This is a genomic window from Anabaena sp. CA = ATCC 33047 (assembly GCF_963870205.1).
Classification (GTDB): domain Bacteria; phylum Cyanobacteriota; class Cyanobacteriia; order Cyanobacteriales; family Nostocaceae; genus Trichormus.
In genome coordinates, this window is record NZ_CAWMSA010000067.1 from 181,452 (window position 1) to 196,685 (window position 15,234).

Sequence of the window (15,234 nt, forward strand, 5' to 3'; positions counted from 1 at the left end):
TTGCTCACTCATGAAAAATACTTACTTCTGAGACAGATTTATCCAGGCTGGTTGGATTAATTAAATCTATTCGTTCAGATTGTTTTCTATTAGGAAGTTATTGCAAAATAATTATGTTAACCAAATTCCAAGAATAACTGAGCATGCGTACTTTTTTTATCATTTGGTTTGGACAGTTAATCTCAAATATTGGTAGCTACATGACCTATTTTGCTATCAAGCTTTGGGCTTGGGAATTGACAAATCAGGTCACAACATTAGCTCTATTAAGTTTTTTTACATTGATTCCCAGTATTTTGATTACATTAGTTTCGGGATTAATTGTAGACCGTGTAAACAAAAAAATATTGATGATAATTGGTGATACAGTAGCCGCTATATCTACAGTAGTTATCTTTTATCTATACTTAAATAATCAATTAGAAATTTGGCATATTTATTTAACGGGTGCTTTAAATGGAGCTTTTAGTGAAATTCAAGCTTTGGCGTATTCGACATCAATTTCTGTGCTAGTTCCCAAACAGCATTATACCCGCGCCACCAGTATGAATTCTGCTATTCATTACGGTTCAATTATTATAGCTCCAGCATTGGCAGGTGTACTTTATTATGTAATTGGTTTGAGTGGAATTTTAGTTATTGATTTAGTTACTTTTACAATGGCGATCGCCACTGTTTTTACAGTTAATATTCCCCAAACAAAAAACAAAAATCAAGCTCAGGAAAATATTGGTTTTTTACAAGAAATAATCTTTGGTTTTCGCTATCTTATAGAACGTCAGAGTTTATTAGCTGTCATCGCCACTGGTTCATTATTTTGGTTCGTTCATGATATTGGTGCAACCTTGTTTTCTCCGATGATTTTGGCGCGTACAGATAATAATGCCACAGTCTTAGGAAGTATATCTTCTGCCGCCGGATTGGGTGGGGTGACAGGAACTATAATTTTAAGTATTTGGGGTGGTTCTAAACGGCGTATCAATGGCTTTTTGTTAGGAATGATTGGCGCGGGAATCAGCAAAACAGTATTTGGTTTTTCACAAGGGTTAATGATTTGGCTACCAGCGCAGTTTTGTTCTTCGCTGAATTTTCCCATGTTGAGAAGTTCTGGTACAGCTATTTTGTTGAGTAAAGTTAAACCAGATGTACAAGGAAGAGTATTTGCTACAGAGTCTAGTATTCAACAGATTGTGTCTGCGATCGCCGTCTTTATTGCTGCTTTACTGGCTGACCATGTTTTTGAACCTGCTATGATGCCTGGAGGTAGTCTTACTCCCTTATTTAGCGGTTTATTTGGCACTGGAAAAGGTGCAGGCATGGCACTTTTGTATGTGATATCTTCTTTGGGTTTGTTGTGCGTTGGTTTGAGTGGATATGCTTACCCAAAACTACGGAATGTAGAAACTATCTTACCTGATCATGATGCTGAATACTCAGAGTCCGCTAAGACACCTTAAACTTGTACCCAAAGAAACATAAATTATTTTTAGTTATTGATAATAATTCTAAGTAATGAAAATTCTCAACCCTCATTTTTTGGTTTATTATGAACAATTTTTTCTGTGCAGAAGAATCTTGTCAAGCGAAAGAAGACCTTATTGGTACAGCATTAAATCGCCAATACTATGTTTTAATCGAAGTTCCACCACCTTGGACATCTCAACCCTTAAACTCAAAAGGAATTACCAAGAAACTACAAAATTTGCAATCAACTATTAATGAGTCAGAATGTTCTTTGAGGTTGGTATTTATTTACAATGCCAATTATTATCAAATTGGACAAACTCACCTAATTATCTATTATCAGTCAGAAGAATTATCTTCAGGGTATAGCAAGAAAGAATATATCCTATCAAATATTGATGATGCAGTACCAATTATAGAAAATTGTATCAACAATGAAATGTTTGTAGACGTTGAAGATACCAACATTCAAACTAGAGACTTGTTAGTGTGTACTCATGGTAGTCATGATAAATGCTGCGCTAAATATGGGATTCCTTTTTATCGTCAAGCCTTAGCAACAGTAGCCAATTTATCATTATCTCATGTTCGAGTTTGGCAAAGTAGTCATTTTGGTGGACATCGCTTTGCACCCACTATGATTGACCTGCCTACAGCAAGATACTACGGTAGATTAGACCAAAAATCTTTCATTTCTATTTTGACACAAACTGGAGATATCCAATCTTTAAAAAGTGTCTATCGTGGTTGGGGAATTTTACCTTGGCAAGTGCAAATATTAGAAAGAGAGTTGATGTTAAAATACGGCTGGGATTGGTTTAATTACCAAGTTAAAGGTTGTGTAATTGAACAAAACGAAGATGAGACTTTTAACCAAGTAGAGATAACTTTCATTACTCCTGATGATCTGGTTAATCATTATAGATGTAATGTAATTGAAGATGAAAGCAAAACTTTGTTTTTCCGTAGTCAATGTGGACAGGATGAATTAATAAAGTTTTCTCAATTTTCTATCACGGATTTGGGAAAAGTTAATAAAAACTTAGTGACAGTTTAGTTTACAGTAAAACAAGTTGTATGTGGGTTGTGAATTTAGCCCATAATTAAGAAAATGTCAAGTAAAAAAAATCTATTTATCAGGGTGTTTACCCTCCGGCATTGCCGACTTAGTTATCAACAGATTAAGTTAATTCTATTCAGCGTCATCACAGCTTTAATAGTTATTGGTTGTGGAGTAAGTAATCCAAAATCTGTCACTCTCAAAGCTGAAAATACCACTTCGCAAGTGCGAGTAGTAAAACACGCTATGGGTGAAACAAAAGTACCTATACATCCACAGCGAGTAGTTGTCTTAGGTGGCTTAGACAATGTTTTAGCTTTAGGAGTAAAACCAATTGCATCTACAACATTAGGCGATTATAATTTTCCTGATTACTTAGAAGATTTAACAATAGGAATCGAAAAAATTGGTACTAATGGTCAACCCAATTTAGAAAAAATTTTATATCTCAAACCAGACTTAATATTAGGTCTTTCTTGGGATGCTAAACTGTATGGGCAACTATCCCAAATTGCCCCAACAATTTTAGCAGATGAAGACAGAGAATGGAAATATTGGTTAAAAAAATACGCAGAAGCACTGGGAAAAACAGCAAAGGCTGAACAATTATTGCAAGCATATAATCAAAAAATAGAGATTCTGCGTCAAACAATGGGAGAAAACCTTGACCAAACAAAAGTCTCTTTAGTTAATTTTTGGGCTAATTATACTCGTCTTTATATGAATGAATCCTTTGGTGGGTCAATCCTCAAAGAAATTGGTTTACCTCGACCTAAATATGAAGATAAAGATAAACATCAGGAAAACATTTCTTTAGAATTAATTCCTCAAATCGGTGGGGATGTGATTTTTTTAATTCTGGGAGGACATAATGAATTAAGGTTAAAACAATTCACAAATCATCCTTTGTGGTCACGCTTACAAGCTGTACAACAAAATCGCGTTTATCCAGTTTCAGGTGACACCTGGATTGCTGCATGGGGACTGATTGGTGCTAATCGAGTTTTAGATGACTTGTTAAATTATTTGCCTTGAATAAAAAAATTGCTGGATTGCGGGGTTGACAAACAGAGCAAACGCATTTAATTTTTATCAAACTAAATTAAAAGTATTTAACAACTAGAAAAAACAATTTAATGTGATGAAATCAAACATATCAAGTTACAACTCTTGGGTAACTTGCCCCAAGCCAAATCCTTTGGCGGCTTTGCGTTTATTTTGTTTTCCTTATGCGGGTGGTAGTTCTTTGATTTTTCGCCCTTGGTGTGACTTTTTACCTGCATCTGTAGAAGTTTGTGCAATTGAAATTCCCGGACGAGGGAAGCAAATCAACTTAGCACCATTTAATCAACTAGAGCCGCTTGTGGATGCGATCGCCTCCTTTATCCACCCATATTTAGATAAACCATTCGCATTCTTCGGTCACAGTATGGGTGGGTTAGTAAGCTTTGAGTTAGCCCGTATACTTCGTAAAAAGTATAGTTTTAGCCCCGTTCACCTATTTATATCTGGTCGTCGCGCCCCACACATTCCCAATTTAGAACCACCAATTTATAATCTCCCCGAACCCGCTTTTATAGAAGAACTGCGCCATCTCAATGGTACACCAAAAGCGGTATTAGAAAATGCAGAATTGATGCAGCTATTTCTGCCCATACTCAGGGCTGATTTTGCTGTATTGGAAACTTATATTTATACTCCTGAACCACCTTTAGAATGTCCCATTACTGTTTTTGGGGGATTACAAGATTCCAGGGTTGGTTGTGACGAACTGCAAGCATGGCAAGAGCAGACAGAGGCTGATTTTAATTTATATATGTTTCCCGGCGACCACTTTTTTCTGCATTCTGCCCAATCTTTGTTACTAAAAAATTTGGCTGAATCTTTGACACCTAATTTACCTACATAAATTTTAGATGAAAACAACTATTACAAATAAGCTGAATGTCTAACCGAAATATTAACCATTTTTGTACAAGCATCGGAAACTACGCTCACCACCATAGAAGTTGTTTTGTTGGTATTTTGAACACAAAAAATGATTGGTTTTGCCAGCAATACTTTGTGTGTTTGCTTGCCATGTTCATGGTCGGTTATTCTTTGCCTACAATTGCATCAGAAGCAAATCCTAGTCAAGCTGATGAATTAGAAATATTACAAACTAATATTACACAAAATGATTTCAAAATTATCGAACGATTAGTTACTATTGCCGAGCGGAATTCTTCTGAGGTACTAGAGGCAAAATCTGCTATGGGATGGCGTGCTTTTCAAGACGTTGTATCTATAGAATTATCCCCTTCTCTGACTACTACCAATTACAACTCACCTGATGATCCTGAAGAAAGGGAAAGTAGTTTTTACTTCAGCATTTCCCTTGATCCCATGAAGTTAATTAGTGCTTTTCAAAAAAAACCAATATTTAAAGCTCGTTTGCATGAAGCCAAGCAGCAGAAACGATTAGCTGTGATTCGCTACTACTTGGCTTATCTCCAGGCTCGTCAAGCAGTCAAAATCGCAGCTTATCGTATGCAAAATTTCACAAATAGTCAGCGTATTGCTAGCCTGAATTCTCAAACCAACCCTCCCCACAGTCTGAAAAGTCTTGCCAATGCTGACTATGTAGCAGCAGCAACAGAAATGCTCAACAGTAATGCACAGGAACAAGCAGCTTTGGCAGAATTGGCAGCTTGTGTTGGTTTATCTACATCGGCAATGATGACTGTGATCAATGGGCGTTAATCAAAGTCTCGTGTAGGGTGCGTCAGAAGCGATAATTGGGTAAAAAACAACAGATTTTAAACATCTGACGCACCCTACTAATGTGCCAGTGGCGTAAGTCCCAAATTAGGACTAAGAAATTTAGCCAAAAAGTTACTAATCATTCAGATTTCCAGGGAATAGAAACACAAAATCAGTAAGGGGGCTTGCTATTGCATCCCTCGTGATTCCAGTTTTTCCCCCTAGAATGGCTGGGACTGATGTTTTTTCCTGCTGGGAAAGTTTGATGGTTGCAGATGAATACAGGAATAATCGAACCTTACAGTGATGGATTTTTAGAAGTATTACCAGAGGGTGAAGACAGCGACTATTGGCAGATTGTGGCCATACATATTAATGGCCAAGCCTACTGTCCTACACCTCAGCTTTATCGTTCAGAAAAACTCGCATTAGCAAAAGCAGCACAAATTTATGATTGGCTAGTTGAACATCCACCAGAAATCAGTCATGGGGTTTGCTATTGTTCTCTATTGAAACTGATTCTCTGGCAACAACCAAAGCTATGTTAGGTGAAGCGGAGGTGATGCGCCTGGAAATGGTCTGCAATCCACATTCAGGCGATCGCTGGCGGTTTGGTTACTTCTACAATCCTCAGCTTGATTTTTATCCCCGTCGTCTACACCATTTAACTGCGTTGGGCAGGAAAGCCCGCCCTTCTGTATGCTTGATCAAACCATGCAAAAAAATTTCGTTTTGTTTGGGGTCGAAATCGCTTGACTTTTTGCTCTAGGAGTGATATTTTTATAATGGGAATGCGTGCTTACAAAAAAATTTTGCTCACACCCGATTATGTATGATGTCATTATCTTACCACGTTCACCCCGACCTCAACCCCAAAATCAAAAATTTTTTTTGATAAAAACTTATAAAAAATCTAGACAAGAATAACTGAAACTTATTAATCGCAGAAAACAACTGACTTTGATAAAGATAATAGTACCAGAAAGGAGAGGTAATACAGATGGCAGAGGCTAAAAACGTACTTGGTACAGACTTAGAGGTTTGCTGTACTTCGCCCATGACTGGGTTTTACCGTGATGGGTTTTGTTCTACAGGTGCTTATGATGTCGGAATGCACGTTGTTTGCGCTCAAGTCACGGCAGAATTTTTAGAGTTCACTAAATCACGAGGTAACGACCTCAGCACACCTGTTCCTGAGTATAATTTTCCTGGATTAAGGCCGGGCGATCGCTGGTGTTTATGTGCATCTCGTTGGCAAGAAGCCTTAGAAGCTGGGGTAGCTCCTCCGGTTGTGCTTGCAGCCACCCACGCTAGAGCCTTGGAAGTCTGTAATTTAGCAGATTTAAAAAAACACGCTCTCAAAGCTAAAGACGAGATTTAACGAGATTTTAAGTGAACACTGGTAAACTACAGAAAACTTAGGGGTTGAGCAAATTTCAAGCCATGCCCACCCTACAAAAATTGTTATGGTCTTTTGTAGGGTGCGTCAGAAGAGATAATTTGGTCAAGTTGAACAGATTTTCAACATCTGATGTCATGTCCGTTTAAATAATTATCATATCTGTTGGGGTAGGGAACAGGGAACGGGGAACAGGGAACAGGCAACAGGCAACAGGGAACGGGGAACGGGGAACAGGGAAGAAGAAAATATCAGCATCGAAAACTTATCATAAGTAATTAGCCGGACATGATATGACGCACGCTACTAACTGATATCTTGCACCATTCTCAATAACCGTAGGGCGATGCACTGTCCACAAGGTAAAAATAAGGGTTAGAGCGTATTTTCAGCAGTGCATCGCCTGAGTTTATTTGCAATAAAGCAACTGGTGCAAGATGTAAGCTAATGTGCTAGTGAGGTACAGTCAATGGACGCAGATATACGCAGATATACACAGATAAATTTATATTTGATTAGACTAGAAACCGCTATTTTGAATTAAAAAGAGTGAGCAATGCTCACTCAAAATATAATCAGGAAAATCTGATTGCAAGTTAAATTTCTGCTAAAGCATCAATAGCTGGCCCGTTGATGACTTTACCTTGGGCATTAAAGCGCGAACCGTGACAGGGACAATCCCATGTTTGTTCGGAAGAATTCCAACTGACAATACAATTGAGATGGGTACAAACTGCGGAATGTTGGTGTAGTTTACCGCTTTGATCACGATAGGCAGCGATTTTATTTAAACCACTTCTGACTACTGCGCCTGTACCGGGGGCAATTTTTTCTACATTGTCTACTTCTCCTGGTGTCACCCAATCTAAATATTGAGAAGCTACGTTAATATTTTCTGAGATAAAATCACCAACTGCACCGACTCTAGCCCTTGAGGGATCATAAACTTCTGCCCAGGTGTTTTTTCTCCCCAAAATCATATCTGATAACAAAATTCCGGCAATTGTACCGTGAGTCATCCCTAAACCAGAGTCACCTGTAGCGATGTAGATATTATCTGTGTCAAAGGGGTTTTTACCGATGTAGGCGATGCCATCATCAGCGTTCATTACTTGACCTGACCAACGATATAAAATATCTTCTACCATTGGGAAGCGTTCTTGTGTCCACTGCTGGAGTTTGGCATAACGTGCGTCAGCATCGTCAGCTTGTCCGGTTTTATGGTCTTCACCACCGACTATTAAGATATCATATTGCTCATCTAGATTTTGTAGACGCACGTAATGGTAAGGGTCGAGGGTATCCCAATATAATGCTTGAGTCACCGAACCACGAGGCACTTTTGCACCAATGACAAAGGTGATGTAAGCAGCTTGCTTGAAGTGCATAGTAGCTAAGTTGCTAATAGGTGAGTTGGTTGCTACTACTACAGCGTCAGCAGTTACTACTTTACCGTTGCTGGTTTCCACACGGGCTGTTGCACCACCTTGGATTTTTTCGACGTGGGTGTTAGTATAAATTCTACCGCCATAATTTTCTATGGCTGCAACTAATCCTGTGAGATATTTGAGTGGGTCAAATTGCCCTTGTTGGGGAAAGCGTAGACATACGCCTGTGTCAAAACCTGTGAGTGGTGCTTGTTTGACAAGTTCGACATTAGTCAGTCCAGCACGATGGGCGGCGGCCAATTCTCGCTGCATTTCGTCTAAGGACTGAAGGTCGGGCGGAAACAGATAGCCGTTTAGTCTGGTAAAATCACAATTGATATGTTCTTGGGTGGCGATCGCTTCTATCGTATTAATTGCTGTCAGATGACTTTCGGCAATTAATTTAGCACGTTCTTCTCCGTGCATGTCCTCTAGTTCATAGTAGCGATAACTCAACACGTTGGATAAATGTGCTGTAGTGCGTTCTGTTTGTCCTCCACCTACAGCCCCATCATCTAATACTACTACAGATTTACCGGCACGAGAAAGCATATAGGCGGTTGACATCCCCGCCATCCCTGCACCTACAATACAAACATCTGCATGGCTGTTTTCTATCAGTTCTGGTTGTACTGGTACGTTTGCCGTGGTCATCCACACAGAAATAGTTTTTCCAGAATCACTTTGCATAGAGCTTTTATGATTATGAACTCCCTGCTAGCAATGAGAAAATTTTGCATTTTTCTGCACTGACACTAGCAAGGTTGAGCCTGACTTAATACTATTTACTTGTGGAATTTTAGACGGTTATTTTTGTTGAATATATCTATAGTTCGATAGAATTAGATAATCTACTTTAATGAGGATGTAATACTAAGATTTTTTTTGATAAGTGATTATGTTCTGGCGGTTGAAAAAATTTTCCTCTCCATGTCAATAATATCTATAAACATAGCTACACCATTAATAATTAATTATTTCTGGCGACAATTTTGATTAAATCTAGGCATCTAATTTGATGTTTAAATTATTTGTATTTTTGGCTTTATATAGCTTACATGAATCAATGGTTTATCGGGTTGATTTATACCTCATATCATCGGGAAATGCGCTTAATTCGTAACTGTAGCAATATTATATATCACATTCAACCTATGTATTAAACACAACATTAACTAGAATTTATATGAGAATTTTGCACATCTATAGATTTTTTATATGTTGATCATATATCCAGTAAATCTATAGGAATAGGGGAGTAAAGAGTGCTGACTAAAAATTACTCGCCTCTAGGTTCTAACTTGATACTACAAAAGTGCAATTAAAAATGTAAAATTTTATTGATTTATTTTTGAGATTGTAAATTACTGATAAATATTATCATATCTTGCACCATTCTCAATCAGAATAGGTGGGCATTGCTATCAATACAATGCTCAGGATTTGAGGGCATCTCAAGCAACGCCCACCCTAAAAATTTTCAACAAGCAACTCTTGCAAGATGTGTATAAGCAAAAGTAGAGATGACTGACTCGGCAGACGGCTGAGTTATCAAATTATATATATATTTTGATAGATATAAAGTTTAATAAATCAAGGTATTCTATATAACGCCAAAAAATATATGTTAAATGTAAAACATACATAATAACTATTGCCATTTCAATAAATGCGGTTTTAGAGATATCAATGTTAGAAGTCAACCGCTTGCGACTACAAGTCAGACATAATTCACTGGTAACAAACGTTGCGAGTGCGATCGCCATTTTGGTGGGTAGTTTGGTACTACTCGGCTGGTGGCTGGATATCGAAGTGATCAAAAGAGGCTTCCTAAACTTTCCAGTGACAATCAAACCAAACACAGCACTATGCTTTGTGCTGACTGGTGTTTCCCTATGCTTGCTGACATTAAGTAAGGTGAGGGTTGATTCCCGGAACTTAGAAACACAGCCCAGGAAGAAGCTGAAGAAAAACTACTTGTGGGTGTCGGAAGTTTGTGCTGTCACTGTCATCCTGATTGCTACTCTCACCCTCAGTCAATATATCTTTGGTTGGAATTTAGGGATTGATCAGTTGTTGGTGGATAACTTGTCTACCCCAGTGACAACGTATCAGGCAAGAATGGCGTGGAATACAGCTCTAAATTTTCTGCTGATTGGTACTGCCCTGGAAGTGTTGATTCATCGCCAAAATAAACGCAGCTATTGGTACGCGCAACTGCTGACTTTAATTGCTGCCGTGATTGCCCTCCAGGTAGTCTTATGTTATATCTACAGAGTCGAATCTTTCTATAGTCTGACCATCTATCAGATTACCTGTACGTCTTTATACACAGGAATATTATTTATAGTGCTGTGTATGGGTATTTTGTGGGGTTGGGCAGAACAGGGATTGATGAAGATAGCAACCAGTGATACCTATGGCGGGAAAATTTTCAGGCAGTTTTTAGGATATGCGATCGCCGTGCCTTTGGTGCTAGGGTGGTTGATTGTAGAAGGACAAAGAACAGGACAATATAGCCCATCTTTTGCAGTGGCAATATTTGCGGTGATCTTGATGGTGATGTTTGCCATTGTGATTTGGCAAAGTGCCATAATTATAGAAAGGTTGAGTCAGCAAGGCGATCGCGCTCAAGCCACAGTCAAAGCCTATGAAGCAAAACTGAGAAGTTTTGTAGATGCCAACATCATCGGCATTACATTCGGCGACATTGACGGCGGAATTCACCAAGCCAACCAAGCATTTTTGGCAATGGTGGGTTATACCCCAGAAGATTTATTAGCAGGTCGGGTAAGGTGGGATAATATAACACCGCCAGAGTATCTCCCCCTAGATGAGCAACATATAGCCGAAGCCCAAGCTAACCCTCAAGGTGCTTGTACACCCTACGAAAAAGAATATATTCACCAGGATGGTAGCCGCATTCCTGTGTTAGTCGGTTACGTACTCATGGGAGAACAAAAACAAGAGACAGTAGCCTTTATTATCAACTTGCAAGAATCGAAACAAGCCCAAGCAAAAATCCTGAAACTCAACAAAGATTTACAACGCCGCATTGTAGAATTACAGACATTGCTAGAAGTCATCCCCATTGGCATAGGCATCGCCGAAGATCCACAATGTCAAAGCATTAACGTAAATCCCGCTTTTGCCAAGCAACTAGGAATATCGCTACAGACAAATGCTTCTCTGACTGCTCCCCTTGCCGAAAAACCGACACAATTTCAAGTTTACCGTCAGGGTAAAGAACTGTTACCTGAAGAACTGCCGATGCAGTATGCAGCTACTCATGGAGTGGAAGTCTTAGATTTTGAAGTTGATGTAGTGCATGAGAATGGTGAAATCATCAAGTTGCTGGAATATGTGGCACCATTGTTTGATGAAGAAGGTAAGACTAGAGGCTGTATCGGGGCATTTTTAGATATTACAGAGCGCAAACAAGCAGAGGAACAGTTGCGAAATCAGCAACAATGGCTAGAAGAAGTCTTAAATTTCATGCCGATACCACTGCTATTGATTGAACCAGGAACAGCACGGGTAACTTTTGCTAATCGTGCGGCGGATGAATTAGCAGGGGGCGAATTTCCCAAAGGTATACCAGCCGCAGAGTATCACACAGCCTATTACTGTACAGATGCAGATGGTAATCTGATTCCTAACGAGCAAATGCCAGGGGTGCGGGTAGCGCGTGGAGAACGTCTGCATGGCTTTGAGATGGACTGGCACACTAAAAATGGGATTCGTTCTTTATTGATATTTGCTGATACCCTACCCGCCATACACGGCTACCCAGCTACCTGTATAGTGGTATTTCAAGAGATTTCCAATCTCAAGCAAGCAGAAAAAGCCCGTTTACTCAACTATCAAAGATTGCAATTGCTGTTTAGTACCGCCAGTGATTTGCTATCTAGTCAGGAACCATTGGTACTGATTGATAGTTGCTTTGACAAACTAGCTCAACAGATTGAACTGGATGTTTACATCAACTATTTAGTCGAACCAGAAAATTCTCAGGTAATGCGTTTAGCCGCTTATCGAGGTTTGTCTCCAGAAATAGCAACACAACTGGAATGCTTACCTCTAGGACAAGCAGTGTGCGGTATTGTCGCTCAACAGCGTCAGCCTATCTGTGTAGAAAGCGTACAGGAATCAAATGATTCTACTACAGAATTACTGCGATCGCTCGGTCTGACGGCTTATTACTGTTACCCATTGACAGCCCAGGGGAAAGTTTTAGGGACTTTGAGTTTTGGGAGTCGTACTCGCACTGTATTCACCGAAAATCAAAAGGGCATGATGCAAGCGGTGTGTGATCAAATTGCGATCGCTATGGAACGCGCCCAGTTGATAGCTTCCTTACAGCAACAAACTGAGCAGCTAACACAAGCCAATCGCATGAAAGACGAATTTTTGGCTATCCTTTCCCATGAATTGCGATCGCCTCTGAATGCTATCTTAGGCTGGGCGCAGTTGTTACAATCCCGTCAACTCAATGAAACTCAGACAGCAAAAGGCTTAGAAACTATCGAGCGCAACGCCAAGGCGCAAACCCAGCTAATTGAAGATTTGCTGGATATTTCACGCATGATTAGAGGTAAGTTACGTCTCAATGTTTGTAATTGTAATTTAGTATCCATCATTCATGCAGCCATTGAGAATATTAACCTAGCAGCTAAAGCCAAAGAAATTGATGTGCAACTTTCCTTATCCCCACAGTTGGAATCACTGCACCCAGAAAATAACCAATTTCTCGTTTCTGGTGATCCTGAAAGGTTACAGCAAATCATTTGGAATTTGCTGACAAATGCCATCAAGTTTACACCCAGAGGTGGCAAAGTAGAAATTAGACTCGCTCAAATTAGTGAGAGTGCAGCAACGCCTAATTACAACTATGCTCAAATTCAAGTGATTGATACAGGTATTGGGATTAATCCCAGTTTCTTACCTTACGTGTTTGATCGATTTCGCCAAGCCGATAGTTCTAGTACCAGAAGCCACGGCGGTTTAGGTTTAGGTTTAGCAATTGTCCGGCATTTAGTAGAATTGCATGGTGGTACAATCCATGTAGATAGTCTAGGCGAAGGACAAGGTGCCACCTTTACCGTCAAGCTGCCACTGCTAGCTTGTTGTCACGTTGCGATTGCACCAACCACTACAACAGCAGAAAATGTCACTCCTTCACCAGAATACCCTCATTGTTAGGTGTGCGCGTACTGGTGGTAGATGATGAGGTAGATTCTCGTGATTTGGTTAGCACAGTTTTGGAAAAATGTCAAGCAGAAGTCCGAGCAGTGGCATCAGCACCAGCCGCATTACAGATGATTAGCCAGTGGCAACCGGATGTGTTAGTTAGTGACTTGGTATGCCCTAGGAAGATGGCTACTCCTTAATTCGGAAACTGCGATCGCTACCGCCAGAACAAGGTGGTTATTAGTCATTAGTCATTAGTCATTAGTCATTAGTCATTAGTCATTAGTTATTAGTTATTAGTCATTAGTTTTTCTCCTCTGTTTCCCCAGTTCCTACTGAGAGTTGGGTTTTTGTTGCAGGCGGATTAATGTATTGTAAACCTGTCTTTTTAAATTATTGTTATTTTGCAGTTCCATTGTGATAGTATTAAATTTCTGAATAGTCAGACCATTATCTTCGACAATTTTTTGTGATTGATTACAGTAATTAATTGCAATATCTCTAGCCTGACTGGGCAAACCATTCATACTCTTAGGATCATTACAAACTATCTTGGGAATCTCAGCATTACCAATAATTTTTTTAATTTCTCCAAAAGCTTGCTGACGGGCTGGCTCCATAGCTAAAACAGCTTGGGCGTAGTTAGTAATTTCAAGATTATTAAGTGAGCTAACTTGAGCATTAACTTTTAAACTACCAAAAACAAAACTAGCACTGGTAATCATGCCAAGAAATAGAGTTTTGGTAAGTATATCTTGCATTCTAGTTTTGTTAATCAAATTAGCAATCTTCATCATAAGGTGTGACGCAGAGCGACAGCAGGGATATAGTAATAACTGTGAATTATTTTCGGCGTGAGAAGTTCCAGAGAAACTGATAATCTGTGGTGGTATTTACTGTCAATTACGTCGGCATACTTGGCATAATTCTATGACTTTAGTTTGTAGTGTTGATATTTCCCCGGAGCCTTGTTTGAGACTAAACTCTAACTCTAGTAGTAGTGGTAAACAAGACAGAAGTTGCCTCAGAGAAAGACTTTGCACTTCTTGCTGTAAAAAGTAGACACGCTTAGGATTACCCACTTCAGCAGCTTGGGCGATCGCTTGAGAATTACGTTCACCACTTTCCATCATCAGTTTCACCCATAACCAAGTGCGAAATTGACCAATGAGAGTAGCAACTATGCGTAATCCCGGCTCGGCGGCATTGATTAAATCAGCCAAGACAGTTAAAGCCTTGGCGGTGTCTCCTGTTCTAATAGCTGCCGCTAGTTGCAGACTATTTTGGGTATGATTTCTGACTAACAGTGCAACAGTATCTACATCTATAGGTTGATGACCACCTTCAGCATAAAGACGTAATTTCTCACTTTCATTGTAAAGCAGACGTGTATCATTACCTACAGCTTCCGCTAAAAATTCTGCCGCTTTAGCTGTGAGTTTCACGCCCACAGTTTGAGCAGCTTGGTTAACAGCTTGGATGAGTAACTCTGTCTTCCAAGGTGGAATGAGGGGAAACTCCCGAAACTCAGTAGCAAACTGTTTTAACAACTTTGTAGCCTTCAAACGCTCATCGGGTTTGTTGCGGGAAGTGAGTAATAAACATGAGTTGTCAGGAATAACTGACAAAGTACGAGTTAGTTCCGCCAAGACATGATCAGGACACTGCTGACAAACAGTAGTATTAATTAACCATACCAAACGCCCCCCAGCACCAAAGGGTGGAGTCATAGCTTGATTTAAAGCCGCAATGATAGCATCGCTTTGTTCGGGTGGAAAACAAGTATAGTTAAAACTAATCCAGAGGGGATCGAGGATGCGATCGCGTAACTGCGACACAGCTTTTTCCAAAGCAAAATCATCCTCACCCCAGTAAACGTAGATAGACATTTTGACACCTGGAGGAGAGCAGAGGGAGCAGGGGAGCAGGGGAGCAGGGGAGCAGGGGAGCAG

The 15,234-nt window shown here is 39.7% G+C and carries 10 protein-coding genes and 1 pseudogene; 8 read left to right on the forward strand and 3 right to left on the reverse strand.

Annotated elements, in window-relative coordinates:
- The first annotated feature begins 143 nt into the window (after nucleotides 1–143).
- The 7 genes from AACS98_RS20175 (at nucleotide 144) to AACS98_RS20205 (ending at nucleotide 6,647) form a co-directional block, all read left to right on the forward strand.
- Nucleotides 144–1,457, forward strand: coding sequence for an MFS transporter (locus AACS98_RS20175; RefSeq protein ID WP_066383192.1), 1,314 nt, complete (start codon nucleotides 144–146; stop codon nucleotides 1,455–1,457).
- 89 nt (nucleotides 1,458–1,546) lie between these two features.
- Nucleotides 1,547–2,521 carry a sucrase ferredoxin gene (locus AACS98_RS20180; protein ID WP_066383194.1) on the forward strand — a complete coding sequence of 325 codons (975 nt, stop codon included), beginning with the start codon at nucleotides 1,547–1,549 and terminating at the stop codon, nucleotides 2,519–2,521.
- Nucleotides 2,522–2,575: 54 nt separating this feature from the next.
- Nucleotides 2,576–3,559 (forward strand): ABC transporter substrate-binding protein, encoded by a 984-nt coding sequence (locus AACS98_RS20185; RefSeq protein ID WP_066383196.1) that lies wholly within the window; start codon nucleotides 2,576–2,578, stop codon nucleotides 3,557–3,559.
- 106 nt (nucleotides 3,560–3,665) lie between these two features.
- Nucleotides 3,666–4,433, forward strand: a complete 768-nt coding sequence (locus AACS98_RS20190) for a thioesterase II family protein (RefSeq protein ID WP_066383199.1) — start codon at nucleotides 3,666–3,668, stop codon at nucleotides 4,431–4,433.
- A gap of 155 nt (nucleotides 4,434–4,588) precedes the next feature.
- Nucleotides 4,589–5,266, forward strand: a complete 678-nt coding sequence (locus AACS98_RS20195; RefSeq protein WP_232317185.1) for a hypothetical protein — start codon at nucleotides 4,589–4,591, stop codon at nucleotides 5,264–5,266.
- 275 nt (nucleotides 5,267–5,541) lie between these two features.
- Nucleotides 5,542–5,814, forward strand: coding sequence for a hypothetical protein (locus AACS98_RS20200; RefSeq protein WP_066383203.1), 273 nt, complete (start codon nucleotides 5,542–5,544; stop codon nucleotides 5,812–5,814).
- A 452-nt stretch (nucleotides 5,815–6,266) separates the two neighbouring features.
- Entirely contained in the window at nucleotides 6,267–6,647 is a 381-nt protein-coding gene (locus AACS98_RS20205; protein ID WP_066383205.1) for a DUF2237 family protein, read from the forward strand.
- Nucleotides 6,648–7,261: 614 nt separating this feature from the next.
- Here the strand turns inward: AACS98_RS20205 and AACS98_RS20210 are convergent.
- Nucleotides 7,262–8,782, reverse strand: a complete 1,521-nt coding sequence (locus tag AACS98_RS20210; protein ID WP_066383206.1) for an FAD-dependent oxidoreductase — start codon at nucleotides 8,780–8,782, stop codon at nucleotides 7,262–7,264.
- A 999-nt stretch (nucleotides 8,783–9,781) separates the two neighbouring features.
- Between AACS98_RS20210 and AACS98_RS20215 the strand changes: the two are divergent.
- Nucleotides 9,782–13,520, forward strand: a pseudogene (locus tag AACS98_RS20215) (ATP-binding protein); the annotation flags it as partial.
- Between the two features lie 94 nt (nucleotides 13,521–13,614).
- Here the strand turns inward: AACS98_RS20215 and AACS98_RS20220 are convergent.
- Both AACS98_RS20220 and holA read right to left on the reverse strand, forming a co-directional pair.
- Nucleotides 13,615–14,079: a DUF4168 domain-containing protein gene (locus tag AACS98_RS20220; protein WP_066383213.1), complete on the reverse strand. Its 465-nt coding sequence runs from the start codon at nucleotides 14,077–14,079 to the stop codon at nucleotides 13,615–13,617.
- Nucleotides 14,080–14,181: 102 nt separating this feature from the next.
- Complete coding sequence (gene holA, locus AACS98_RS20225; protein WP_066383216.1) at nucleotides 14,182–15,171, reverse strand: DNA polymerase III subunit delta; 990 nt, start codon at nucleotides 15,169–15,171, stop codon at nucleotides 14,182–14,184.
- Nucleotides 15,172–15,234: the final 63 nt, after the last annotated feature.